Annotated in this window: 20 protein-coding genes and 1 pseudogene; 9 read left to right on the forward strand and 12 right to left on the reverse strand. The window is 67.6% G+C overall.

Annotated elements, in window-relative coordinates; translation table 11 throughout:
- Positions 1–157: 157 nt before the first annotated feature.
- A pseudogene (locus tag QKY98_RS11610) lies at positions 158–930 on the forward strand (SIR2 family NAD-dependent protein deacylase).
- Positions 931–934: 4 nt separating this feature from the next.
- Here QKY98_RS11610 and QKY98_RS11615 read toward each other — a convergent pair.
- Positions 935–1,702, reverse strand: coding sequence for a hypothetical protein (locus QKY98_RS11615; protein WP_108582963.1), 768 nt, complete (start codon positions 1,700–1,702; stop codon positions 935–937).
- A gap of 152 nt (positions 1,703–1,854) precedes the next feature.
- Here QKY98_RS11615 and QKY98_RS11620 point away from each other — a divergent pair, with 152 nt between their 5' ends.
- Complete coding sequence (locus tag QKY98_RS11620; protein WP_007162579.1) at positions 1,855–2,109, forward strand: hypothetical protein; 255 nt, start codon at positions 1,855–1,857, stop codon at positions 2,107–2,109.
- Between the two features lie 67 nt (positions 2,110–2,176).
- On the opposite strand, the gene QKY98_RS11625 is transcribed toward QKY98_RS11620, so the two are convergent.
- Together QKY98_RS11625 and QKY98_RS11630 are read right to left on the reverse strand one after the other, a co-directional pair.
- The gene (locus QKY98_RS11625) at positions 2,177–2,449 is read right to left on the reverse strand and encodes a DUF1652 domain-containing protein (protein WP_007162578.1); all 273 of its coding nucleotides are present in this window, start codon (positions 2,447–2,449) and stop codon (positions 2,177–2,179) included.
- 124 nt (positions 2,450–2,573) lie between these two features.
- The gene (locus tag QKY98_RS11630; RefSeq protein ID WP_284671178.1) at positions 2,574–3,386 is read right to left on the reverse strand and encodes an HDOD domain-containing protein; all 813 of its coding nucleotides are present in this window, start codon (positions 3,384–3,386) and stop codon (positions 2,574–2,576) included.
- Between the two features lie 341 nt (positions 3,387–3,727).
- Between QKY98_RS11630 and QKY98_RS11635 the strand changes: the two genes are divergently transcribed.
- Positions 3,728–4,747, forward strand: a complete 1,020-nt coding sequence (locus QKY98_RS11635) for a GGDEF domain-containing protein (RefSeq protein ID WP_284670959.1) — start codon at positions 3,728–3,730, stop codon at positions 4,745–4,747.
- Between the two features lie 27 nt (positions 4,748–4,774).
- On the opposite strand, the gene QKY98_RS11640 is transcribed toward QKY98_RS11635, so the two are convergent.
- The gene (locus tag QKY98_RS11640) at positions 4,775–6,313 is read right to left on the reverse strand and encodes a GGDEF domain-containing protein (RefSeq protein ID WP_108582962.1); all 1,539 of its coding nucleotides are present in this window, start codon (positions 6,311–6,313) and stop codon (positions 4,775–4,777) included.
- 205 nt (positions 6,314–6,518) lie between these two features.
- Between QKY98_RS11640 and QKY98_RS11645 the strand changes: the two genes are divergently transcribed.
- Positions 6,519–6,779, forward strand: coding sequence for a hypothetical protein (locus QKY98_RS11645; protein WP_007162574.1), 261 nt, complete (start codon positions 6,519–6,521; stop codon positions 6,777–6,779).
- Positions 6,780–6,800: 21 nt separating this feature from the next.
- Here the strand turns inward: QKY98_RS11645 and QKY98_RS11650 are convergent, their stop codons facing one another.
- Positions 6,801–7,871 carry an AbrB family transcriptional regulator gene (locus QKY98_RS11650; protein ID WP_044342980.1) on the reverse strand — a complete coding sequence of 357 codons (1,071 nt, stop codon included), beginning with the start codon at positions 7,869–7,871 and terminating at the stop codon, positions 6,801–6,803.
- A 130-nt stretch (positions 7,872–8,001) separates the two neighbouring features.
- A complete protein-coding gene (gene betT / locus QKY98_RS11655; protein ID WP_284671179.1) occupies positions 8,002–9,966 on the reverse strand; it encodes a choline BCCT transporter BetT in 1,965 nt (654 codons plus the stop codon).
- Between the two features lie 247 nt (positions 9,967–10,213).
- On the opposite strand from betT, the gene QKY98_RS11660 reads away from it, so the two are divergent.
- A complete protein-coding gene (locus tag QKY98_RS11660; RefSeq protein WP_223855407.1) occupies positions 10,214–10,618 on the forward strand; it encodes a response regulator in 405 nt (134 codons plus the stop codon).
- A 387-nt stretch (positions 10,619–11,005) separates the two neighbouring features.
- Here QKY98_RS11660 and QKY98_RS11665 read toward each other — a convergent pair whose 3' ends face one another.
- The 4 genes from QKY98_RS11665 to QKY98_RS11680 all read right to left on the reverse strand — a co-directional run bounded on the left by QKY98_RS11665 (position 11,006) and on the right by QKY98_RS11680 (position 16,721).
- A complete protein-coding gene (locus tag QKY98_RS11665; protein WP_077171752.1) occupies positions 11,006–12,835 on the reverse strand; it encodes a glycoside hydrolase family 15 protein in 1,830 nt (609 codons plus the stop codon).
- Complete coding sequence (locus tag QKY98_RS11670; protein ID WP_027599056.1) at positions 12,828–13,631, reverse strand: glucose 1-dehydrogenase; 804 nt, start codon at positions 13,629–13,631, stop codon at positions 12,828–12,830. The genes QKY98_RS11665 and QKY98_RS11670 overlap by 8 nt, the downstream gene beginning before the upstream one ends.
- Positions 13,632–13,716: 85 nt before the next feature.
- Positions 13,717–15,363: a methyl-accepting chemotaxis protein gene (locus QKY98_RS11675; protein ID WP_223855408.1), complete on the reverse strand. Its 1,647-nt coding sequence runs from the start codon at positions 15,361–15,363 to the stop codon at positions 13,717–13,719.
- Between the two features lie 128 nt (positions 15,364–15,491).
- Positions 15,492–16,721, reverse strand: coding sequence for an MFS transporter (locus tag QKY98_RS11680; protein ID WP_284670960.1), 1,230 nt, complete (start codon positions 16,719–16,721; stop codon positions 15,492–15,494).
- A 303-nt stretch (positions 16,722–17,024) separates the two neighbouring features.
- Here QKY98_RS11680 and QKY98_RS11685 point away from each other — a divergent pair, with 303 nt between their 5' ends.
- The 4 genes from QKY98_RS11685 to QKY98_RS11700 all read left to right on the forward strand — a co-directional run bounded on the left by QKY98_RS11685 (position 17,025) and on the right by QKY98_RS11700 (position 20,821).
- Entirely contained in the window at positions 17,025–18,470 is a 1,446-nt protein-coding gene (locus tag QKY98_RS11685; RefSeq protein WP_007162566.1) for a cytochrome ubiquinol oxidase subunit I, read from the forward strand.
- Positions 18,467–19,489, forward strand: coding sequence for a cytochrome d ubiquinol oxidase subunit II (gene cydB / locus QKY98_RS11690; RefSeq protein ID WP_007162565.1), 1,023 nt, complete (start codon positions 18,467–18,469; stop codon positions 19,487–19,489). Before QKY98_RS11685 ends, cydB begins: the two co-directional genes overlap by 4 nt.
- Entirely contained in the window at positions 19,489–19,650 is a 162-nt protein-coding gene (locus tag QKY98_RS11695; protein ID WP_284670961.1) for a DUF2474 domain-containing protein, read from the forward strand. Before cydB ends, QKY98_RS11695 begins: the two co-directional genes overlap by 1 nt.
- Before the next feature lie 277 nt (positions 19,651–19,927).
- Positions 19,928–20,821: a proline iminopeptidase-family hydrolase gene (locus QKY98_RS11700; RefSeq protein ID WP_284670962.1), complete on the forward strand. Its 894-nt coding sequence runs from the start codon at positions 19,928–19,930 to the stop codon at positions 20,819–20,821.
- On the opposite strand, the gene QKY98_RS11705 is transcribed toward QKY98_RS11700, so the two are convergent.
- Both QKY98_RS11705 and QKY98_RS11710 read right to left on the reverse strand, forming a co-directional pair.
- Positions 20,818–22,194 carry a GTPase/DUF3482 domain-containing protein gene (locus QKY98_RS11705; protein WP_007162562.1) on the reverse strand — a complete coding sequence of 459 codons (1,377 nt, stop codon included), beginning with the start codon at positions 22,192–22,194 and terminating at the stop codon, positions 20,818–20,820. The two genes, QKY98_RS11700 and QKY98_RS11705, sit on opposite strands and share 4 nt — an antisense overlap.
- Positions 22,191–23,579 (reverse strand): DUF2868 domain-containing protein, encoded by a 1,389-nt coding sequence (locus QKY98_RS11710; RefSeq protein ID WP_115945820.1) that lies wholly within the window; start codon positions 23,577–23,579, stop codon positions 22,191–22,193. The genes QKY98_RS11705 and QKY98_RS11710 overlap by 4 nt, the downstream gene beginning before the upstream one ends.
- Positions 23,580–23,585: the final 6 nt, after the last annotated feature.

The raw sequence follows: 23,585 nt of genomic DNA on the forward strand, positions 1-23,585 counted from the left end.
TCCCGGATTATCGGCCTGTGGCGAAAAGGGTGAACCTCAGTTCCCCGGAAAACGATGAGTGGACTCACCATCCGTCGAGTAGCGTCACACTTCTGGCCTTTTTCGCGGTCCGCAAGACCCTGTTGTTTTGCCGCAGATGTCAGGAGTCAACGCATCCATGCCCGATCCCATCGATTGTCGAAACGGACTCGCCGCCTTGCCGGCGGTGTTGCTCGACCACCTGCGCCAGGCCGACGAGGTGCTGGTCCTGACCGGTGCCGGCGTGTCGGCGGAAAGCGGCATCGCCACCTTTCGCGAAGCCCTGACCGGGCTCTGGGCGCGCTTCGACCCGGCGCAACTGGCCACCGCCGAGGCCTTTATCGAGGATCCGGTGCGGGTCTGGAGCTGGTACGAGGGACGCCGCGCCCAGGTGCTGGCCGCCCAGCCCAACCCGGCCCACCGCGCCCTGGCGCAGTGGGGCGACAGGCACGGCCGCTTGCACCTGGTTACCCAGAATGTCGACGACCTGCATGAGCGCGCGGGCAGTCGCGCGGTGATCCACCTGCACGGCAGCCTGCACGCGCCGCGCTGCTTCGAGTGCGCGCGACCGCTGACGGCGCCGGCGTTGCCGGAAGCGGCGAAGCAGCTCGTGGCGCCGCCGCGCTGTCCCGCCTGCGGCGGCCTGGCCCGGCCGGGCGTGGTCTGGTTCGGCGAGTCGCTACCGGAAGAGGCCCTGGCCAGCGCTGGGCCCTGGCCGAGCGCTGCGACCTCTGCCTGGTGGTCGGCACCTCCGGCCTGGTGCAGCCGGCGGCCAGTCTGCCAGGGGTGGCGCGCCAGCAGGGCGCCACGGTGGTCCGCATCGATCCGCAGCCGGCGGTGGACTTCAGCCATGACTGGCAACTGCTGGGCGCGGCCGGGGTGATCCTGCCGGCGCTGCTGGAGCGCCTCTAGACTCTCAGTGCAGCGCCTGGCCACCGGTCCCCAGGGCATCCAGGGTGCGCTTGAGGGCGGTGTAGGCCTGGCGCTGGTCATCGTCTTCGGTTAGCAGGCCGTCGAACAGGGTGGCGACCAGCGCCGGATCCTGGGCGACGAAGCGATCGATGAGAACGTCGTTGTCCTGGCGCCCGGCGGTGATCAGCAGCACGGCGAGCTGGGCGACATAGCGCGCCGCCAGCGGATAGGCCTTGAGAAAGACCTTGAAGGGGGCATCGGCCAGCCCGGGGGCGAAGCCCTTGGCCAGGCCCTGCTGGGCGGCGGCGATGGCCTGGCGGACGGCGTCCTGCCAGTTGCCGGCGGTCACGGCACCCGCCGGCAGGGCGCGGCGCATCTGGCCGAGCAGGCTGTTGAGGAAGATGCGGCGGTTGGCCTGGTAGTCGTCATCGGTGTCGAGCAATTCGCGGCGAATGCGGGTCAGGACCCGGTCGTCCTCGGCATCGGCGGTCACCGCCTGCTTGAAGGCCAGGGTCAGTTCGCGATCCAGCAGGCCGGGCTTGCGGCCTTCCAGTTCGGCCTGCAGCAGCGGACCGCTGGAATCGGCGAAGAAGAAGCGCTCGGCGTGGGGCGCCAGGCGTTCGCGCAGGCGCGGCCAGAGCTCCGCCGCGAACAGTTGCTCGGCCGTGCCGCCGGAAACGATGACGCGGTGCTGCGGCGCCTCGGCCAGATAGTCGAACAGCGCGGGGGTATCGAGCGCGGTGCGATCGACGATGAGGTAACGGTGCTTCACGGCAACTCCTGAACGCGACGGCCGCACCTGTCGAGGTACGGCGGGGATGGCCATTAGTCTATAGGAAGGTGGGAACGCTTGGCCCGGCCTTTGGCCTAACCAGCAGGGTGCAGCCCGCGACACCCTTCCTTTCGCGGCCGGAGGACACCAAGATGCGCAAGACCCCGCTGATCCTTGCCCTGAGCGCTGCCCTGGCCCTGGTGGCCGGTCCCAGCCTGGCCGCCAGCAACAACAACGACGCCGGGGTGACCGGCAACGGCATAGGCGCGCCGGGCAGCTCCAACACCAGCAACAGGGACAGCGCGGACGACACCTCCAGCGCCACGCCCTCGACCCAGAAGAAGGTCGACAAGACCCCGGCCACCAAGGCCCAGGGCAGTCAGCAGAAGCGCGTGCTCAACGATTGAGGGTCAAGCAAAAGGCGCCTCTCGGGGCGCCTTTGGGCTGGTTGGCATCTGACCGCAGGAAGCGGCTTCAGGAGGCGCGGGTGTAGCGTACCTGCCAGTCGAGTCGCTCATGGGTTGCCCGCTCGATACGGGCGCGACTGTCGCAGATGAAGGCTTCCAGCAGGGAGTTGTCCAGCAGATCGACCCGGGCGATGCGGCGTTGCAGAAGCGCCGTGCCGTTGGGCGCATAGACCTCGACGTTGAAGGTCGCCGGATCCTGGGCGGTCATGGCGCACAGCATCGGTTGAAAAGCGCCCTTGATAATGGTGTTCGCATCCGTGAACTTCAGCGGCTCGGCCATCGCAATCACTCCTGTCAGCTATAACGCTTCGACCGATTCTTGCGGTACCCGTTCGACTTTTGCCATGACCGGCTGGCAGATTTGTGATCCAGGCGGTGGCGCTGGCCCGGCAAGGGACGGCCGGTCAGTTGATCAGGGTACCGAAGGCCTTGTCTGCCTCTATGACCTCGGGCAGCTCGCCCAGCAGCAGCTCCAGATCCACGCCTTCCAGCAGGGGATTGGCCAGGGCCGCCTTGGCCTGGTCGTTGATGCCGCCATGACGACGCAGGACAGAGGACACCAATCGCGCCTGGGCGACCATGCGCGCCTGGGTGGAATCCTCCGGCGCATCCTGGGGGTGCAGCTGGTAGGCGATGGCATGCTGGATCACCACCGGCAGCTGCCAGCGACGGGCCAGCTCGGCGCCCACCTCCGGATAGCCGAAGCCGATGGCCTGGTCGGCGGGCACCGGGGCGCGCTGCTCGGCGTCGATGCGCACGGCGATATCGGGCGCCGCCGTCCTGATCAGCAGCTCGCCGATGCTGTGCAGCATGCCGCAGGTGAAGGCGGTCTCGGCATCGGCACCGGCCTGGCGGGCGAGGACGCGGCAGATGCTGGCCACGTCGAAGCTGTGCTGCCAGAAATCCCGCGGATCGAAGCTGGGGTTGTGGCGGAAGGCGGCGGTCACCGCCGAAGCCAGGACCAGGGTGCGCAGGGCGTCGAAGCCCAGGCGGATGGCCGCGCCCTCGATGCTGGTCGAGGGGCGCACGCCGCGAAAGCGCACCGAGTTGGCCAGGCGCAGGACCTTGGCCGAAAGTACCGGATCCAGCGCCAGATTGCGGGCGACGTCTTCAATGCTGCTGTCGGGATCGTCGAACTGCTGGATCAGCTCCTGAGCCACCTTGGGAATGCTGGGAAGGGTATGCAGGTGATCGAACAGAGCATCGATTTCCATGATGGCGCCTGGTTGGTTCTTTACCGATGGTGGGAGCTGATGAGTCGTCGAAAGCATGAACGACGGCCTGGGCACTGCCAAGCCTAGTCGAAGATCCACGAGCGAAGAGCTTAGCGGGCCGGGCGAGCCGGTTTGCAGGGCGAGCTGACCGGTGGCGTCATTTCGCCGCCGTCCGTTTGCCTGGTTCGCGTGCGGCCGTGGTCCTATGCGGTCTTGTCCAAGGCGAAGCGATGATCAGACGTCTATTGTCTTTCTTGAGTCCGCTCTCCGCCGACGACGGGCCCTGAATGGGATAGCATCAGGTGATATCAGTTGGCCACTAAATTTGGCGTTCGAGTTGTGCAATGACTTACCAGACTCACATTCGCCAGATGCTGCAACTACCCAATGTGCTGGCGCAGAGCACCGGCATCCTGGGCTGGTTGATCAGCGTGCTGATCAATCCCTTCCTGACCGCCGGGGTGCCGGCCTGGGGCTGGCTGGCCTTCGCCGGCATGATCGGCTCCTGCCTGGCCATGACCACCGCCCGGCGCTTTGCCGTCTGGCGCCTGTTCGCCCTGGTGTTCGTGCTGTTCGAGGCCCTGGCCTTCCGCTTCCAGATCCTGGGCATGGGCGAGGCCGGCTATGCCTGGATGATCCCCATGGCCATCGTCATCATCCTCGGCTCTACCATTCTGTTTTCCCATGTGCTCGACTACGGCATCGCCGCCTGCGCGGTCTGGCTGCTGCTGTTCTATGGCGAACTGGACAACATCACCGCAGCGGCCCTGCCGCTGTTCTGGGTGATGCTGGGGGCCAGCCTGGCACTGGGGCTGCTGCTCAATGCCACCTTCGTACGCATCGTCGCCAGCACCCTAGAACTCAAGGAACGCTATCGGCTGCAGGCGGAAACCGATGCCCTCACCGGGATCAGCAACCGCAGGGCGCTGATGCTGGACATGGAGCAGGTCTGCCGGGATGGCTCGCCATCCTGGTATTTCGTCATGCTCGACATCGATGACTTCAAGCGGATCAACGACAGATTCGGCCACGACGTGGGGGACCAGGTACTCAAGGAGATGGCTGGTATCCTGATAAAGCACTTTCCGGATGGACGCTTCGGGCGCCTGGGCGGCGAGGAGTTCGGTGTACTGCTCAAGCCCGAGGACGAGCGCCAGCTGGCGCAGCGGCTGCAGGCGCTGCTGGACGATATCCGCAGCAACACCCGCACCGGCAGCTGTTTTTCCTTCAGCGCCGGGGTGGCGCGCCTCGCCCCGGGCTATCAGCCCTCGGATCTGCTCAAGCAGGCCGATGGCGAGCTCTATCAGGCCAAGCGCGCCGGCAAGGACCGGGTGCACCACCGCGGCGGCATGATCTGCGGTTGAAGGTGGCTAGCCTGCACCCAGTGGGCTCTAGCTGACGTCCGCCTCCGGCGGCGGATGGGAGCGATTGCGGCCCAGGTGCTTGGCCCGGTAGAGCGCGGCATCGGCGCTGGCCAGCAGGTCGGCGGGCTGGGGTGGCGGGGTCTGCCCGGGCGGCTGCACGGCGATGCCGAGACTGACGGTGATGCGGCCGAAGGGACTGGTGGCATGGGTCACTTCCAGCACCTGCAGGCGTTCCTGCACCGTGGCGGCCACGCGCTGGGCGCCGTGCTCGTCGCAGTTGGGCAGCAGCAGGACCATCTCCTCGCCGCCATAGCGCGCCGCCAGGTCGCCCGGGCGCCGCGCCGCCGAGGCCACCACGCCGGCCACCGCCTGCAGGCAGCGATCCCCCGCCGGATGGCCATAGTGGTCGTTGTAGGCCTTGAAGTGATCGATGTCGATCATCAGCAGGCTGAGCGGCTGGCCATTGCGCTGCGCGCGCGCCAGCTCCACCGGCAGCAGGTTGTCGAACTGGCGGCGATTGCCCAGCCCGGTGAGGCTGTCCTTGAGGGTCAGCAGGTGCAGCTCGTCGTGGGCCTGGCGCAGGGCTGCCGCGCTGCGCTCCCCGGCGCGGATCTCGCGGAGCAGCCGAAAGCCGAAGACCAGCATGCCGAGGATGATCAGGCCGACCACCGTCACCGATCTCAGCATGTCCTGGCGCCAGCCGGCGAGGATGTCGCGCCGGGAGATACCGGCCAGGGCCACCAGCGGATAGCCCTCCAGGTGCTGGAAGGCATAGAGGCGCTCCTGGCCATCGAGCATGGCGCGCACCAGGGCTGTACCGTTGGGCGCCTGGTTCACGTATTGGCGAAACAGCTCACCATCGGCCAGCGGGGTGCCGACGTGCTCGGGCACATAGGGACGGCGGACCATCAGGGTGCCGTCGTCCAGCGCCAGGGTGATGGCGCCCCGGGCATCCAGCTTGAAGCGCTCGTAGTAGTCGACGAAATACTGCAGGCGGATGGTGGCGAGCAGGACGCCGGCAAAGCGCCCGTCGCGGTCTTCCAGGCGCCGCGACACCGGGATGATCAGCTCGTGGGTGCTGCGGCTCTCGATCACCGCGCCGACGTGCAGCACATCGGCCGGATGCTGCCGGTGAAACTGGAAATACTCGCGATCGGCATTGTTGGCCCGCGGCGGCTCGCTGCTCTTGTCGGTCACCCGCCATTCGCCGTCGCGATCGTAGACGAACAACCCGTGCAGTTGCGGCAGGAGGGCGGCCTGGCGCGCCAGCAGGCGATGCACCCGCAGGCGGTCCAGTTGCTCGAAGGGTTGATCCTCCAGGCGATCGCGAATGCTGACCAGCAGCGAATCGGCTTCCTTGATGGCGTCATCGGCGTGCTGGGCGGCAGCCACGGCGATGTTGCCGACGTCGCTGCGGGCACTGGCGAAGGCATTCTGGTAGTTGCGCCACACCTGCCAGGATTCCAGTGCCAGGATCACCGCAACGGCGCAGACCAGCAGCCACAGCGCCCGGCGTTGGGTGGCCGGATTGCGCGGTGGAAGGGGGGTGTCGTCGGCGTCGACCATGGCGGGGCTGCTTCCTCGTCCTCGGTGTGCAGGAGACCGCGAGTCGACCGATTCACGCCACCGCACAGGGATAAAAGTCAGACAAGTCTACAGTTTCGTCGGATTCTTGCAGAGCGCGCGAATCCCTGCGCCATCGCCGTGGTCACTAGCGATACAGCCGTCTCCGGGACGGCGCCCCGTTACTGCCCCGACCAGGAGGTCACAGATGTCGCAGATCGCCGAACAGATCGTCGAAGACGCCATGCAGCGCATCGAGGAAAACGAGTCGCAGCATGCCGCCGATCCAGTGCGCAATTTCTCCCTGACCCTGACCGATCCCGCGGAGATCCGGGTCGGCGCGGAGATCTACTTTCTCTTCGAACAGCGCCTCAAGGGTTTCTACCCGGATGCCCGGGTCGTGGTGCGCGGCCATGCTGCCGAAGGCTACAACATCACCGCCCAGGTCGAGCGCCGCCGCTCGGCCTGAGTGCCAGGCCCGCACCCCGGGTCAGGTGCGGGCCAGCTTGACCAGCTGCCGGGCCAGTAGCGGCCCGGTCAGCACCACCCCGATCAGCCGCAAGGCCTGCATGGCCAGTACCAGGCCGACATCGGCGTGGGCATCCACCGCGATGATGGCCATGGAATCCAGGCCGCCCGGACTGGTCGCCAGGTAGGCGGTGAGAAAGTCCACGTGCATCAGCCGCGCCATCAGCAGCGCCGACAGGGCGCAGAGCGCGATCAGCAGCAGCGAGGCGAAGATCATCTTGGGCAGGGCGCGCCAGACATAGGCGACCGTGGCCCGATCGAATCTCAGGCCCACATAGCAGCCCATGGCGCCATAGGCCGCCGCCAGCAGCAGATGGGGCAGGGTGATGTCCAGCCAGCCATTGAGTTGCAGCAGGGTACCCAGGGCGATGGGCAGCAGCAGGGCGCCGGCGGGAAACAGCCGACCGCCCAGCCAGCTGCCGGCCAGGGCGACCGCCAGGGTCAGCGCCAGATTGACGGCGAAGTGGCCGTCCAGGCTGACCACGGTGGCCTGATGGCCGGTGCCGCTGCCTTCGGCGCCCAGTAACCGGCCGACCAGCGCACTGATCAGCACCACACAGACGACCCGCACATATTGCATGGTGGCGACGATGCGTGGATCGGCGCCGTATTCCTCGGCCATGGCCACCATGGCGGCCGCCGCGCCAGGCGTGGTGCCCCAGGCGGCGGTGCTGCCCGGCAGGCCACCGAAGCGCACCAGCAGGGCACCGGTGAGCAGGCTGAGCAACACGGTCAGGGCGGTGGCCAGCAGCATCACCGGCCAGTGCTCGGCGACGGTGAGCAGCACCGCGGCGGTCATGGCATGGGCGATCAGGCAGCCCACCACGCCCTGGCCGGTCTGGAACAGCCGGCGCGGCAGGCGGATGGTGGCGCCGCCGACGCCAAAGGCGATGGCCACCAACATGGGACCGAGAAAGAGGGCCGCGGGCACCTGCAGCCAGCTGAGTCCGCCGCCGACCAGGGCGGAGCAGAGGATCAGGGCCAGCCATTGCACCAGGGGCGGATAGGGCGAGGGGACAGAGGGGGTGGACAAAGCGGTCTCCGGACGGCGGGGAGCCGGCGCGGCGTACCGACCCCGGGGCCGGCTCGGGGCCGGCCCTGGAGGCGATTATACGACCTTTGCGGCTTTCAATGGCCTTTCAGTCGCTGAAAAAACCGCCCTGTCAGCGCACCAGATGCAGGAACTGCAGGTGGCGCTCGTACTGGTCGAGCATGTCGTTGAGGATCTGCTCGCGGTTGTAGCCCACCAGGTCATAGTCCTGGCTGCCCTCGGTCAGGTGCACCTCGGCCCGGTAGTAACGACGATTCTTCAGGTGCAGCCCGCCGATGCCGGCACGGGCGAAGGAGGGCGTGAAGTAACCCTGCATGATCACCTGGTAGATGAAGGGATGCTCCTCGCCATGGCCGATGATGAGTTGCAGGTTGGCGTTGGTGGCGTCGAACTGGGTATCCACCACCAGGCCCTTCTCCCGCGAGACCTCGACCATTTCCTCCATGGCCGGGCGCACCGTGCTGTCCATGAAGCGATAGACCTCGTCCCGCGAGGGGAAGTACACCGCCTGGGACAGCCGCTGGCGCCAGCCGCCATGGCGCGCCTTGCCGTTGGTCGCCACCGGCGCCAGGGAGTGCAGTCGCGCGCGCTGGCGCTGGGACTCCAGATGCAACGCCTTGTGCAGGCCCCACATCATCAGCAGGACCACTACCGAGAAGGGCAGCGAGGTCAGCACCACCGCCGATTTCAGGGCATCCATGCTGCCGGCGAACAGCAGGCCGCCGGTGACCACGGCCACGGCCGCGCCCCAGAACACCCGCAGCCACTTGGGACCGTCTTCATCGGCCTCGCCGCCCTTGGACGACAGGGTCGAGAGCACCACGGTGCCCGAATCGGCCGAGGTGACGAAGAAGACGCAGCTCACCAGCACGGCGACGCTGATCACCACGCGGCTGGCCGGATAGGTCTCCAGCACCTGGTAGAAGGCCATGGCCGGATCGGTGAGGGCGGTCTGCGCCAGGCCGGTCATGCCCTGGCCAAGGACCAGTTCCAGGGCGCTGTTGCCGAAGATCGACAGCCAGGCCAGGGTGAAGCCCAGCGGGATGAACAGCACGCCAAAGACGAATTCACGGATGGTGCGGCCGCGCGAGATGCGCGCGATGAACAGCCCGACGAAGGGCGCCCAGGCGATCCACCAGGCCCAGTAGAACACCGTCCAGCCGCCCAGCCAGTCGGAGGGCTCGTCATAGGCATAGAGGTCGAAGCTCTTGCCCGGCAAGGCCGAGAGGTAGTCGCCGATGTTCTGGATCAGGGTATTGAGCAGGTGCTGGGTCGGCCCGGCGAACAGCACGAACAGCAGCAGGGCGACGGCCAGCACCATGTTGATGTCGGACATGATGCGCACGCCCTTGTCGACGCCGGACACGGCGACGGCGATGGCCGCGCCCATCATCAGCACGATGAGGATCAGTTGCACCCAGTGGCTGTGGCTGATGCCGAACAGGTAGTCCAGCCCGGCATTGAGGTGCAGCACGCCGAAACCGAGGTCGGCGCCCAGGCCGAAGATGGTGGCGATGATGCCGAAGGCGTCCACGGCGTGGCCGATGGGCCCGTTGATGCGCTTGCCGATCAGCGGATAGAGCGCCGAGCGCAGGGCCAGCGGCAGATTGTGGCGGTAGGCGAAGTAGGCCAGGGCCATGGCCACCAGGGCGAACACCCCCCAGCCGTGCAGGCCCCAGTGCAGGAAGAGGATCTGCATGGCCTGGCGCGCGGCTGCCGGATTGCCCCCTTCGCCGGCCGGCGGCTGGGCGAAGTGGGTCAGGGGTTCGGAGACGCAAAAGAAGAACAGGGTGATGCTGATGCCGGCGGCGAACAGCATGCCGGCCCAGGACAGGTAGCTGAATTCGGGTTGGTCGTGGTCGGCACCGAGCTTGATCTTGCCGTAGCCGGACAGCGCGGTGACCACCACGAACACCAGATAGAGCGACATGGCCAGCAGGTAGTACCAGCCGACCGTATTGGCGGCCCAGGTCTGCGCCTGCAGCAACCAGGCGCCGGCCTGCTCTGGACGGCCGATGACGGCCAGGGAAAACAGCAGAATCACCGCGGCCGCGCAGTAGAAGGCGGGGGGATTCAGTTTTACGGTGCCGGATGAGGGCGTCGCACTCATGAGGACTCCTTGCGCACTGTCAAAGGGAAGAATGCTTTTTTAATTGATCGTTCGATTAAAAAAGAATACCACAGGCGACCCCTGAGGTGAACGCTTCGAGTCAGCGCAGCCTTGAAAGTTGCCGTCTAGAGGTCTTGCCTATGCCGGTGGTCGACTTTGGTCGAGACCAGGCCGAGCGGTCAGAACCGCGACCCCTTGGCAAAGTCTGTTGGTTATGACTCAGGCATCTTCTCCCTTCGGCTCCTATCGTCCGCTACTGCTTTTGGTAGAGGACGAGCCGTTGCTGCGTGAACTGGCCACCGAGGCGCTGGAGTCGCTGGTGGACCTGCAGGTGGTGGCCGTGCCGACCGCCGATGCGGCCCTGAGCTATCTGGAGCAGAACGGCGCCCGCATCGATGTGCTCTTCACCGACGTGCGCATGCCGGGGCGCCTCGACGGCGAGGCCCTCGCCCAGCTGGTCTCCCAGCGCTGGCCCCATATCCCGGTGATCCTCACCTCGGGTGATCGCCTGACCGTACCCCGGGGCGCCGGCCGCACCCGTTTCATGCCCAAACCCTGGCATATCGACGACATGGCCAATTGCGTCAACGAGGCGCTGGGGCAGAGTCGGGTGGCGTGAGGGGCTGGCTTCCCGACGTCGTCGCCATCAGTGCTCGAAGTTGACCGGTAGGAGCGGCCCATGGCCGCGATTGCAGCTAAGCAGGCTGCACGATGCAAACCCTGAATGACTTACTTGTGATCTTGCGGCTCTGGCCCCTCACCCCAACCTTCTCCCAGGGGGAGAGGGGGCTGCCCGAGCAGGCGTTTGGCTACCTTCGTTTGGCACCGTAGCGTGGAAAACGGCGCAGCCTTTTCCACAGTAGCTACGTACTGCACTGTGCCCTCACCCCAACCCTCTCCCAAGGGGAGAGGGGGCTATCCGAGCGGGTTTCCGGCTTTATCCGCTCCGGCAGGATTGTGATCAGCTATCGGGCTGCACCCGCAGGGGCGGCCGCATCGGCTCGCCCTACGGCTGCCACTGCGGATCCTTGCCGCTCAGCTTGCGATCCAGGAAGAAGGCGGTGCTGATCAGCGCCAGGTGCGACAGGGCCTGGGGCAGGTTGCCGAGGGGGTAGCCGCGCTTGTCCAGTTCCTCGGCATAGAGACCCAGTGGATTGGCGTAGCCCAGCAGCTTTTCGAACTCCAGGTGGGCTTCGTCGACGCGACCGGCGCGGGCCAGGCATTCGACGTACCAGAAGGAGCAGGCGACGAAGGCGCCTTCTTCGCCCTTGAGGTTGTCCGCTGGCGTGTCCGCCGGGTTGTAGCGGCGGATCATGCCGTCGTAGGCCAGGTTGGTCTTGATGGCGTCCAGGGTGGACAGCCACATGGGATCGGTGGCGCTGACGAAGCGCACCAGCGGCATCAGCAGCAGGGCGGCGTCCAGGCTCTTGCCGTGACGGGTCGAGGTGAAATGACCCAGCTCGGCGTTCCAGAAGTTATCCCAGATGTCTTCCTGGATGGCGGCGCGGGCGGCGTACCAGCGTTCGTAGGGCATCGGCAGCGAGCGCTTGACCGACAGCCGCATGGCGCGGTCGATGGCCACCCAGCACATCAGCCGCGAATGCAGGAAGTGCTCGGGATCGCCGCGCATCTCCCAGATCCCGGCGTCGGGCTGGTTCCAGTGCTCGCAGACGTGGTCGATCATCCGCACCACCTCCTTCCAGCCCTGGTGGGAGATGGCTTCGCCATACTTGTTGGACAGGTAGATGGCGTCCATCAGCTCGCCATAGATGTCCAGCTGGATCTGCTTGTAGGCCTCATTGCCGATGCGCACCGGACTCGAGTCGGCATAGCCGGCCAGGTGGTCGAGGGTTTCCTCGGGCAGGTCCAGGCCGCCGTCCAGGCGATACATGATCTGCAGCTTTTCCGGGGCGCTGTGGCTGTTTTCCACGCACTGGCCCACCCAGTGGGTGAAATCCTTGGCCTCCTGGGTGTAGCCCAGGCGCATGAAGGCATAGACGGTAAAGGAGGCGTCGCGGATCCAGGAGGCGCGATAGTCCCAGTTGCGTTCACCGCCCAGGGCTTCGGGTAGGCTGAAGGTGGCGGCCGCGGCGATGGAGCCGTGCTTGCAGGAGGTCAGCAGCTTCAGCGCCAGGGCCGAGCGGGTGACCATCTCGCGCCAGCGCCCCTGGTAGTGGCTCTTGGCGGCCCAGGAGGTCCAGTAGGTCAGGGTGTCCTCGAAGCAGAGATCGCTCTGGCCGGCGACGACCTTGTCGTCCTTCTCGCAGCCAAAGACGAAATCCAGCTGCTCGCCCTGTTCCAGTTCGAATTCGGCCAGGGCGGCGTTGCCGTCCACCTGCAGGGTGACGCTCGACGCCAGGCGCAGGGTCGGCTGGCCCGCAGCCTCGAACAGGGCGCCGCCGTCCACCAGGCGGGCGCGGGTCTCGGCGCGGGCATAGTCGTGGGCCGGGGCGCAGACCAGGCGGAAGCGGCAGCGCCCAGCCACCACCTGCACGCGGCGGACGATGCGCGGCTGGGTGTCCTCGCTGCTGCACACCGGCATCAGATCGGTGATCTCGGCGACGCCTTCCGCCGACAGCCAGCGGGTCTGCAGAATATTGGTGTCCGGCAGATAGAGCTGCTGCTCGCGGGCGTCTTCCCAGACCGGCGCCAGGCTGAAGTAGCCGGCCTTTTCCGAGTCGAGCAGGGCGGCGAATACCGAGGGGCTGTCCAGATTCGGCCAGCAGAAGTGGTCGATGGTGCCGTCGGTGGCGACCAGGGCGCAGGTGCGCAGGTCGCCGATGACACCGTGGGCGCCGATACTGCGGCGGGCGTGCACGGAGGTGGAATCAGCCATTGTCTTCGAATCCCGGATAGAGGCACATGCCACCGTCGACGAACAGGGTGGTGCCGACGATATAGTCGGCCAGGTCGCTGGCGAGAAAGACCGCCACGTTGCCGACGTCGTCGACGTGGCCGACACGCTTGTAGGGGATCAGCTTGAGCAGTTCGCGGGCCTTGGCCTCGTCACCGGTCACCTCTTCGTTGATGGCGGTGGCGATGGCGCCCGGGGCGATGCTGTTGACGCGAATGCCCTCGGCAGCGACTTCCTGGGCCAGGCTGCGCATCAGCAGATTGACCCCGCCCTTGGAGGCGGCGTAGTTGACGTGGCCAGCCCAGGGAATGACCTCGTGGACCGAGCTCATATGGATGATCTTGCCCAGGGCGCGGGAGATGCTTTCGTCGCGGCCCTGCTTGCGGAACTGGCGGATCGCCGCCCGGGCGCAAAGGAACTGCCCGGTGAGGTTGGTGTTGATCACCGTGTTCCAGTCCTTGAGCGACATGTCGGCCACGGCCGCATCCTTTTGCAGGCCGGAGTTGGCGACCAGGATGTCCAGCCGGCCGAAGGCTTCCAGGGTGCGGTCGAACAGCGCCTGGACCTCGGCCTCGTCGCCGACATCACCGCCAACGGCGATGGCGCGACCGCCGGCGTCCTGGATGCGCTTGGCCAGTTCCTCGGCCGGTTCGGCGCTGGAATGGTAGTTGATGGCGACGGCGGCACCGGCCTTGGCCAGGGCCTCGGCGACGGCGGCGCCGATCCCGGAGCTGCCGCCGGTGACCAGGGCGACCTGGCCGTTGAGGGAAAGCTGCATGTCCAGACTCCTGCACGGGAAAAGGTGTCTGACTGCTGACCGTCACGCGCGCGTCTAGGTTCAGCCCGCGAGCGTTGCCGGATATTCAGGCCGAGGCCGTGCGGAACAGGCTCATGCGGCGCTCCAGGTCCTCGGCCAATTCGGCCAGCTGGCGACTGGCGCCGGCGATCTGCTGCGAACCGCTGGCGGTTTCCAGGGTGGCCGCGTGGATGCGGTTGATGTTCTCGTTGACCTCTTCGGCCACGGCGGTCTGCTGGGCCGCGGCGGTGGCGATCTGGGCATTCATGGCGTTCACCGAGCCGACGTCCGCCTGGATGGCCGCCAGGGCCGCGACGGCGCGCTGGGTCAGTTCGGCGGTCTCGTGGGCCTGGCCGCGACTCTCTTCCATCTGCGCCGCGGCGCGTCCGGCGCCTTCCTGGAGGGTGGCGATCATGGCGCGGATCTCGCGGGTCGATTCCTGGGTGCGGGTGGCCAGGTTGCGGACCTCGTCGGCGACCACGGCGAAGCCGCGACCCTGCTCGCCGGCCCGGGCCGCCTCGATGGCGGCGTTCAGCGCCAGCAGGTTGGTCTGCTCGGCGATGCCGTTGATGACGGCGACGATGTTCTCGATGCTGGCGCTGTCGCTGGAGACTTGCTGCACGGTGACGCTGGCCTGTTCCAGGGCCTGCACCAGCTGGCCGATGGCCTGGCCGGAGCTGGCGACCAGCCGGTTGCCGGTGTCCACCTGGGCGCTGGCATTGCCGGTGGCCTGGGCGGCCTGGGCCGCGTAGCCGGCGACCTCGCCGATGGTGGCGGCCAGCTCGGTGACCGCGGCGGCCATGTGCTGGGCCTGGTTGGATTGCACATCGGTGTGGCGCTGGTTGGTCTGGGCGGTGCCTTGCAGCTGGGCCGCCGCCGCGGCGACCGAGCTGGCGGTATGGCGTACCTGGACGATGGTCTCGCCGAGGTGCGCGGTGGCGCTGCCCAGGGTGCCCATGACGCTGTCCGGATGGCGGGTGGCGGGGCGCTCGTCCAGGCGGCCCTCGGCCAGGCGGCGGATGGCGGCGGCCACGGCGTGGGGTTCGCCGCCCAGGGTGGCACCCATCTGGCGAATGATCAGGATGGAGACGGTGACGCTCAGCAGCAGGGCGAGGGCGCAGGTGACCAGCATCAGCCAGCGGAAGCCGCCGGCGATGCCGCGGACCTCGCCCAGGTGGCCGCTGGCGATGGCTTCTTCGTGATCGATGAGCGCATTGATGCGCTTGAGCCACTCGACATAGGCCGGCGAGACGCGCTCCAGCAGGAACACCCGGGCGCCTTCCAGATCGCCGGCCTGGCGCAGCTGCAGCAGGCGCTCGGTCAGCGGCAGGGCGGTGCCTTCGATGTCCTTGATGGCCGCCAGCAGGCGCTGTTCCTCGGCCGTGGCGCCCTGGCTGGCGAACAGCTGATCCATGGGCTCGGCGGACTGGCGATAGAAGGCCTTGAGCCGGTCGATGTCGGCCAGGCGACTGGCCAGGGGCGCGGCGTCGTGGATCAGCACCGTATCGCGAATGGCGATGGCGCGGTCGTGCACACTGCCGCGGAAGTTGATGGCGTAGCGCTGCTTGACGCTGGCGCCCTGGCTGACGGCGGTCAGGGTGTCATCAATGACGCCGACGCGCTGGACGCCGACGAGGGTGATCAGCAGCATCAGCACCAGGATCAGGCCGAAGCCCAGGCCCAGGCGGGCGGCCATGGAAAGAGGGGTACGCATGAAAACCTCAACGCTTCAAAGTGTGTGACATGGATCACATTTTGCGTTAAAGGTTTGCGCGATAAGTTTACTTCGGGCCGAGCGGTCATCCCCTAGGTATGAATGGCCCGTTGGCGGCAGGCCTGGATTCAACTGTCCTGGTGCGGCTCCGTCAGCCGGTCACGCCTGGCCAGACCGGGGAACAGCTTCATCCAGACCCCGGTGATCACCAGGGTACCGACACCCCCCAGCACCACCGCCGGCACCGTGCCGAAGAAGTGCGCGGTAACCCCCGACTCGAACTCGCCGAGCTGGTTGGAGGCGCCGATGAACAGGCCGTTGACCGCACTGACCCGGCCGCGCATGGCATCGGGGGTTTCCAGCTGGACGAAGGAACTGCGGATCACCACGCTGACCATGTCGGCGGCGCCCAGCACCACCAGGGTAGCCAGCGAGAACCATAGCGAGGTGGACAGCCCGAAGGCGATGGTGGCGACGCCGAACAGCGCGACCGAACCGAACATGATGCGCCCCACGTGGCGATTGAGACTGACGTAGGCGAGCAGAAAGGACATGCCCAGGGCGCCCACGGCCGGCGCCGAGCGCAACAGGCCCAGGCCCCAGGGACCGGTGAGCAGGATGTCCGCGGCGAACACCGGGAGCAGGGCGGTGGCGCCGCCCAGGAGCACGGCGAAGAGATCCAGGGAGATGGCGCCGAGCACGTCCGGGCGACTCTTGATGAAGCGGATGCCGGCCAGCAGGTTGTCCAGGGTCGGCTTTTCCTTCTGGCTGGGCGTCTGCCGCGCCGGCAGGCTGGAGACCAGCAGGATGGCGATGCCATAGAGCACCAGCGCCGGGCCATAGACCCAGGCGGCGCCCAGGGCATAGAGCAGGCCGCCCAGAGCGGGGGCGATGATGGTGGCGCCCTGCATGGCCGAGGCCGCGGCGGCGATGGCGCGGGGAAAGATCGCCGGCGGCACGATGTTGGGCAGCAGCGCCTGGGTGGTGGGCTGTTCGAAGGCGCGCGCGGTACCCAGGCAGAAGGCCAGGATGAAGATCAGTTCGCGGGTCACCGCCTGATTGAGGCTGCCCACCAGCAGCACCAGGGCGATCAGGCCCTGGCCGGTCTGGCAGAGGGCGGCGACCCGGCGGCGGTCGTAGCGATCGGCGACATGCCCGGTGTGCAGCATGAACAGTACCCGCGGCAGGAATTCCACCAGCCCCACCAGGCCGAGATCGAGCACGTTGCCGGTGAGGGAATAGAGGTGCCAGCCGATGGCGACGGTGAGCATCTGGAAACTGCCGGCGGTGCAGATGCGGGCGAACCAGAAGGCGACGAAGGGACGGTGGTGACGCAGCTGCAGGGTATCGCCGGACATGACTGGGGCTCGCAGGGACAGAGGCGGCATCTTAAGCCACCCGGGGACTGATCGTCATACAACTACGGGGTGCGACAGCCTGCCCGATGCGACATCCAACCACGTAAGCAAATGTATCGAGGAGGTCTATCCTAAAGCCTGACGTTGATCCACGTCAGCTTCCGACCTGGTCCAATGGGCTAGCGGCGGTGGCGCCTTTTTAGCGTCCCGCTAGAACCCCAGGCGACGCCGGAGGTTCGAACCTCGGTCAGCGTCAACTCGACCGGCTACCCTCGATGGCCGGCGTGCCTGAGAGGAAAAGCTATGTTCGGCCTCGAAGCCCTGGATCTCGCCCGGATCCAGTTCGCCTTCACCGTGTCCTTCCACATCGTCTTCCCGGCGCTGTCCATCGGTACCGCGAGCTTTCTCGCCGTGCTCGAAGGGCTGTGGCTGAAGACCGACAACCACGTCTACAAGGATCTGTATCACTTCTGGCTGAAGATCTTCGCGATCTTCTTTGGCATGGGCGTGGTGTCCGGTCTGGTGATGGCCTATGAGTTCGGCACCAACTGGAGCGGCTTCGCCGACTATGCCGGTGCCGTGACCGGTCCGCTGCTGACCTACGAGGTGCTCACCGCCTTCTTCATCGAAGCCGGCTTCCTCGGCGTCATGCTGTTCGGCTGGAATCGCGTGGGTCGCGGCCTGCACTTCTTCTCGACGGTGATGGTGGCCATCGGCACCCTGATGTCGACCTTCTGGATCCTGTCCTCCAATAGCTGGATGCACACCCCGAGCGGCTACGAGATCGTCGATGGGCGCATCGTCCCGGTGGACTGGCTGGCGGTGATCTTCAACCCGTCCTTCCCCTTCCGCTGGGCGCACATGACCATCGCCGCCTACCTGTCGGTGGCCTTCCTGGTCGGCGCCTCGGCGGCCTGGCACCTGCTGCGCGGCAACGACAACCCGGCGGTGCGCAAGATGTTTTCCATGGCCATGTGGATGGCCCTGCTGGTGGCCCCGGTGCAGGCCTTCGTTGGCGACGCCCACGGCCTCAACACCCTGGAGCACCAGCCGGCCAAGATCGCCGCGATGGAAGGCCACTGGGAGAACCCCCCGGGCGAAGCGACCCCGCTGATCCTGTTCGGCTGGCCGGACATGGAGCGCGAGGAAACCCGCTTCAAGGTGGAAATCCCGGTACTGGGCAGCCTGATCCTCAAGCACAGCCTCACCGAGCCGATCCCGGCGCTCAAGGACTTCCCCAAGGAAGACCGGCCGCCGGCCTATGTGGTGTTCTGGTCGTTCCGCATCATGGTCGCCCTGGGCATGCTGATGATCGCCGCCGGCCTGTGGAGCGCCTGGCTGCGCTGGCGCGGCAAGCTGTTCGAGACCCGCGCCTTCCTGCGCCTGGTCACCTGCATGGGACCGGTCGGTCTCATCGCCCTGCTGGCCGGCTGGTTCACCACCGAGGTGGGCCGCCAGCCGTGGATCGTCTACGGCCTGTTGCGCACCAAGGACGGGGTATCCAACCACAGCGTCACCCAGCTCAGCATCACCCTGGTGGCCTTCGTGGTGGTCTATTTCGCCGTGTTCGGCATCGGCACCCTCTATGCGCTGCGCATGATCGGCAAGGGTCCGCACACCGGTGAAGGCGACCTGCCCACCTCCGGCGGTCCGGGCACCGATCGCCATCCCAAGCGTCCGCTGTCCGGCGCCGATGGCGGCCTGGAAGAAGACAACCCCACCGACCAGCTGACCGGAGACCGCACATGAACGGCATCCCTGGCATCGACCTCCCGCTGATCTGGGCGATCATCATCATCTTCGGCCTCATGATGTACGTGGTCATGGACGGCTTCGACCTGGGCATCGGCATCCTCTTTCCCTTCGTCAAGGGCAAGGAAGACCGCGACGTCATGATGAACACCGTGGCGCCCATCTGGGACGGCAACGAGACCTGGCTGGTACTCGGCGGGGCGGGGCTCTATGGCGCCTTCCCGCTGGCCTACTCGATCATCCTGCCGGCGCTGTACCTGCCGCTGATCTTCATGCTGATCGGCCTGATCTTCCGCGGCGTGGCCTTCGAATTCCGCTTCAAGGTCCAGGAAGGCAAGGAAGCCCTGTGGGACAAGTCCTTCATCTTCGGCTCGCTGCTGGCCAGCTTCTGCCAGGGCGTGGCCCTGGGCGCCTTCATCGAAGGCTTCCCGGTGGAGAATCGCCAGTACGTCGGCGGTCCGCTGGACTGGCTGACGCCCTTCTCGGTGTTCTGCGGCCTGGGCGTGATCGCCGCCTATGCGCTGCTGGGCAGCACCTGGCTGATCATGAAGACCGAGGGTCCGCTGCAGGCGACCATGCGCCGCCTGACCAAGCCGCTGCTGTTCCTGCTGCTGGCCTTTACCGCCGTGGTGAGCATCTGGACCCCGCTGAGCCAGGCGGCCATTTCCGCCCGCTGGTTCAGCATGCCCAACCTGGTCTGGTTCCTGCCGGTGCCGATCCTGGTCGGCGTGGTGACCCTGGCCCTGCTGCGCGCCATCCTGCGCGAGGATTCGCACCATGCGCCCTTCCTGCTGACCCTGGCGCTGATCTTCCTCGGCTACAGCGGTCTGGGCATCAGCCTCTGGCCGAACATCATCCCGCCGGCGGTTTCCATCTGGGAGGCCTCGTCGCCGCCGCAGAGCCAGCTGTTCCTGCTCATCGGCACCCTGTTCATCATCCCCATCACCCTGATGTACACCTTCTGGGGCTACTACGTGTTCCGCGGCAAGGTACGCGCGGGGGAGGGCTACCACTGATGGTCGGCCGCTCGCGCGAACCCAATCCCGCGGACAGCAAGCCGCTCTGGCAGCGGCTGGCCTGGATGGCCGGCATCTGGGCCTGCAGCCTGGTGGCGCTGGGCGTGGTGGCCTGGGTATTGCGCCTGGTGCTGACGGCGGCGGGACTCAAGTCGCACTGACCCCTCGGGTGTTTCGGTGGATGAGGCTGCGCCGTCATCCACCCTACGCGGGGTTTGCCCTTTCGTAAGAGGCTTATCCCTCACACCGGATTACCCCCTCTCCCGCTTGCGGGGGAGGGGGCTGTCCGGCGTGACGGGATCGAACGCCGCGAATCAGCCCGGCTGCCGATCAAAACTGCAACGCGGCCCAACCCCAAACCTACAACTTTTCCCAGTTATCCCCCTCCCACCCGCCCGCTAGCCTGACTCCGTTCCCATCGAGACGAGGAAGGCATCCATGCAGGTTCAAGAAGGCTACGCCGATTTCCACGGCCATCAGACCTGGTACCGGGTCACCGGTGAGCTGGCCAGCGGGCGGTTGCCGCTGGTGGTGGCCCATGGCGGTCCCGGTTGCACCCATGACTATGTGGACAGCTTCAAGGACCTGGCCGAGCGCGGCTGGCCGGTGGTGCATTACGATCAGCTGGGCAACGGCCGCTCCACCCACTTGCGCGGAATAGACCCCGGCTTCTGGACGGTGGCGCTGTTTCTCGACGAACTGGACAACCTGCTGCGCCACCTGGGTATCCGCCAGTACGTGCTGCTCGGCCAATCCTGGGGCGGAATGCTGGCCGCCGAGCACGGGGTGCGCCAGCCTGAAGGACTGCGGGGGCTGGTCATCGCCAATTCGCCGGCGTCCATGGCGCTCTGGCGCGAGGCCGCGGCCGGGCTGCGGGCCGAATTGCCGGCCGAGGTGCAGGCCACCCTGGAGCGCCACGAGGCCGCCGGCACCACCGACTCGCTGGAGTACCGCGCTGCCAGTGAGGTCTTCTATGCCCGCCACGTATGCCGCGTGCAGCCCCTGCCGGCCGAGGTGGCGCGGACCTTTGCCGCCATCGACGCCGATCCCACCGTCTATCACGCCATGAACGGCCCCACCGAATTCCATGTGATCGGCAGTCTCAGGGACTGGAGCGTGATCGAGCGGCTCGAGCGGATCCAGGTGCCGACCCTGCTGATCTCCGGGCGTCACGACGAGGCCACCCCGGCCTGCGTGGAGCCCTTCGATAGACTCATCCCGGATGCCCGCTGGCGCATCTTCGAGCATTCCAGCCACATGCCCCACGTGGAAGAACGCGAAGCCTGCATGGCCACGGTGGCGGTCTTTCTCGCCGAGCTGGAACGCCGCTAGGCGTCCGCATCCAGGGCGGCGGCGATCTCGTCGATGCGGGTCTGGCGGTCGTCGGCCTGCAGGCGCGGGCGCGGATTGAGCGCAGACCATTCCGGATGGGCCCGGGCCACCTGCACGGCGGCGGGCAGCTTGCCCTCGCGCCAGCGCTGCTCGTCGGGGGCGGCCACCTCGATGGCGCCCTGGGCGGCATGGCCGCGGGTTTCCAGCGCCGCCAGCAATTGTCGCTGCCGGACGGCCAGCAGCCGCAGCACGGCATCGTCGATGGACAGTTCCCGTCCGCCGCGCAGCTTGCCGAACAGCCGCCGACCATAGTGGCCGCCGGTCTGCGCCAGGCCGCCGGCCAGGGCGCCCAGCACCGTGGCGGCGCCCAGGGTCAGGCCGCCGGCGAGCAGGTCCAGGCCGACCCCGGCCGCGGCGCCAGCCGCCACGCCGCCGCCCAGGCGGATGCCCAGCAGGCGCAGGGTTTCCGGATTGAAGAGATCGTCGCCCCAGCGCCCGTCGAGCAGCGGCAGGTCGCTGGCGTGGGCATCGCCCGGGCGAAAGCCGAACAGCCGCAGCAGGTCTTCCACGCAGCGCTGTTCGCGGGTGCGCAGGGCGTCGCGCAACTCGGCGGTCGCGGTATTCACCTCGGCTTCGCCAGGCGCCACGCTGCGCCGCGCGGCGGCGGCGTCCACCAGCAGTTCGGCGATCAACCGCACCCCCTGCTGATGGCGGCGGCGGGCCTGCTCGGCGTGATCGGCGATCAGTCGTTGCAGCGCCGGGCGGCCGCTTTCCAGCAGCGTTGCCAGGCTTTCGTAGAGGCGCGCCTCGCCGTCCGCCGGCGGGGCGACGCTGTCGAAGCGCACCAGGGCGTGCAGGCCGAGGCGGGCCAGGGTGGCGCGCCAATCGTCGGCGCGGTGGCCGTCGGCGGCGACGAAGTTGAGCACCGGCACCAGCGGACGACCGCAACCGGCCAGCACCGCCAGTTCGTCGCGGTACTTGGCCAGCACCGGCTCACGGGCGTCGATCACATAGAGACCGGCATCGGAGGCGCGCAGCTGGCGAATCACCTTGGCCTCCTGCTCGAATCGCTGGCGGGCTTCCACGCTGTCGAGAAAGCGGTCGAGCAGGGTGGCGGCGTCCAGGCGTTCGCCGGGGCGCTCCAGTTGCTCGAGGTAATCGCGCAGGGCGATGGCGTCTTCCAGGCCGGGAGTGTCGTAGAGCTCCAGCAGGGCTTCGCCATCCACCGACAGCCGCGCGCCCTCGACATGGCGGGTGGTGCTGGGACGATGGGAGACCTCGCCGAAGTCGACGTCGCGGGTCAGGGTGCGCAGCAGCGAGGTCTTGCCGACATTGGTGTGACCGACCAGCGCCAGGCGCAGGGGGCCGCTCATGGATTCGTCTCCAGCCAGGCCAGTTCTTCGAGATCGCCGGTGCAGTGTGCGAGGCGCAGGGCATCCAGCGCCTGGCGCCAGTCGTCCAGGCGCACCGGATCGAGCTTGCCGCCCAGGGGCGCGGGCAACAGCCAGACGCGGGTGGCCGTGGCGCAGCGCGACAATTCGGCCAGCAGGGTCAGGGTACCGCGATCCGGCGAGCGGCGGGGATCGCAGGCGATCAGCAGGCGCCGGGCCGGATAGCGGGTCAGCTGTTCGAGCAGATGGCGCCGGCCCTGGCCGTCGTCGAGCACGCCGGCGTCACGCACGCCTTCGGGCAGCGGCGGCGGCCAGGTATGGTCGGTGAGTTCGATGCCCACCAGCAGCGCCTCGTCACCGGTGCGGGCCAGGCTCCCGGCATCCTGCTGGGGCAGCTGCGCGGGGGCGGCGTCGTTCACGCCCAGGCGTTCGCTGGTGGGCAGCAGGCGTTCGCGCAGGTGCTGGTAGCCGGGGCGCTCGACGTCCAGCCGCAGCCGTTGGCGACCGCGTCGCCAGCGCCACAGGCAGAGCAGGGTGAGCAGCAGCCGGGGCAGCAGGCCATAGACCAGCACCACGCCGAGCAGCCAGCCGGCCCAGGCCTGGCGTGCCGCGGCCAGCGGGCTGGCGGCATCGCCACTGGCGGCGATGCTGGCCGGGTCGGGCAGCGGAAAGCCCAGTAGCTGGGGCAGGGCGCCGAGCGCCTGGGTCAGCAGCACGAAGGTGTCGCTGCCGAGCAGGGTGGTCTCCCAGACGAACAGATAGCTGCGTCCGGAAAGCAGCGCCAGCAGGGTCGCCAGGGCACTGCCGAGGATCAGCAGCCAGAGGCCGTGGACCAGACCGCCGAGGGCCCAGGGCAGCAGGCGGGCGCGACCGAGCAGCCCGACCAGCGCCGGACCCAGGTGCAGGGCCCGGGCGTCCCGCGCCAGGCGGCCGGAGAGCCACAGCCAGAGGCGTGCCAGCGGCGAGGCCAGCTGCCGGCCACCACCCAGCAGGCCAAGGGCCCAGACCAGCAGGCTGAGCAGGTTGAGGCCGAGCAGACTGCCCAGCGCCCAGAACACATTGACCGGACGACTACCGTCGCCCAGCGCCCCGGCGGCGAGACCCGCGCCGCAGAACAGCGCCACGATGCCCAGCAGCCAGGCGGCCAGCAGCGCACCCTGGCGCCAGCGACGCCGTGCCGCCAGCAGCCCGTCGCGCTGACCGAGCAGGCGGGCGCGCGTCACCAGTCGCGCCTCGAATGGACCGCCGGCCGCACGTGCCTGGCGATTGGCCTCGGCGTCTTCCAGCGGGCCGCTGTCTTCCTCGGTCAGGCGCAGGGCTTCGGTGAGCCAGAGATCCTCGAAGGCGGGAGAGGGGGTTGCGGTCACGCGTCG

It is taken from the genome of Pseudomonas sp. HR1 (assembly GCF_030175875.1).
Taxonomy (GTDB): Bacteria; Pseudomonadota; Gammaproteobacteria; order Pseudomonadales; family Pseudomonadaceae; genus Chryseomonas; species Chryseomonas oryzihabitans.

What these genes read in the sequence shown, in the direction of transcription:
- QKY98_RS11660 (WP_223855407.1), top strand. Translation starts at nt 10,214, where the DNA reads ATGACTCAGGCATCTTCTCCCTTCGGCTCCTATCGTCCGCTACTGCTT.
- QKY98_RS11705 (WP_007162562.1), bottom strand. Translation starts at nt 22,194, where the DNA reads ATGAGCGGCCCCCTGCGCCTGGCGCTGGTCGGTCACACCAATGTCGGC.
- QKY98_RS11680 (WP_284670960.1), bottom strand. Translation starts at nt 16,721, where the DNA reads ATGTCCGGCGATACCCTGCAGCTGCGTCACCACCGTCCCTTCGTCGCC.
- QKY98_RS11640 (WP_108582962.1), bottom strand. Translation starts at nt 6,313, where the DNA reads ATGGTCGACGCCGACGACACCCCCCTTCCACCGCGCAATCCGGCCACC.
- QKY98_RS11670 (WP_027599056.1), bottom strand. Translation starts at nt 13,631, where the DNA reads ATGCAGCTTTCCCTCAACGGCCAGGTCGCCCTGGTCACCGGCGGCAGC.
- QKY98_RS11620 (WP_007162579.1), top strand. Translation starts at nt 1,855, where the DNA reads ATGCGCAAGACCCCGCTGATCCTTGCCCTGAGCGCTGCCCTGGCCCTG.
- QKY98_RS11625 (WP_007162578.1), bottom strand. Translation starts at nt 2,449, where the DNA reads ATGGCCGAGCCGCTGAAGTTCACGGATGCGAACACCATTATCAAGGGC.
- QKY98_RS11665 (WP_077171752.1), bottom strand. Translation starts at nt 12,835, where the DNA reads ATGGCTGATTCCACCTCCGTGCACGCCCGCCGCAGTATCGGCGCCCAC.
- QKY98_RS11645 (WP_007162574.1), top strand. Translation starts at nt 6,519, where the DNA reads ATGTCGCAGATCGCCGAACAGATCGTCGAAGACGCCATGCAGCGCATC.
- QKY98_RS11695 (WP_284670961.1), top strand. Translation starts at nt 19,489, where the DNA reads ATGGTCGGCCGCTCGCGCGAACCCAATCCCGCGGACAGCAAGCCGCTC.
- cydB (WP_007162565.1), top strand. Translation starts at nt 18,467, where the DNA reads ATGAACGGCATCCCTGGCATCGACCTCCCGCTGATCTGGGCGATCATC.
- QKY98_RS11700 (WP_284670962.1), top strand. Translation starts at nt 19,928, where the DNA reads ATGCAGGTTCAAGAAGGCTACGCCGATTTCCACGGCCATCAGACCTGG.
- QKY98_RS11675 (WP_223855408.1), bottom strand. Translation starts at nt 15,363, where the DNA reads ATGCGTACCCCTCTTTCCATGGCCGCCCGCCTGGGCCTGGGCTTCGGC.
- QKY98_RS11685 (WP_007162566.1), top strand. Translation starts at nt 17,025, where the DNA reads ATGTTCGGCCTCGAAGCCCTGGATCTCGCCCGGATCCAGTTCGCCTTC.
- QKY98_RS11635 (WP_284670959.1), top strand. Translation starts at nt 3,728, where the DNA reads ATGACTTACCAGACTCACATTCGCCAGATGCTGCAACTACCCAATGTG.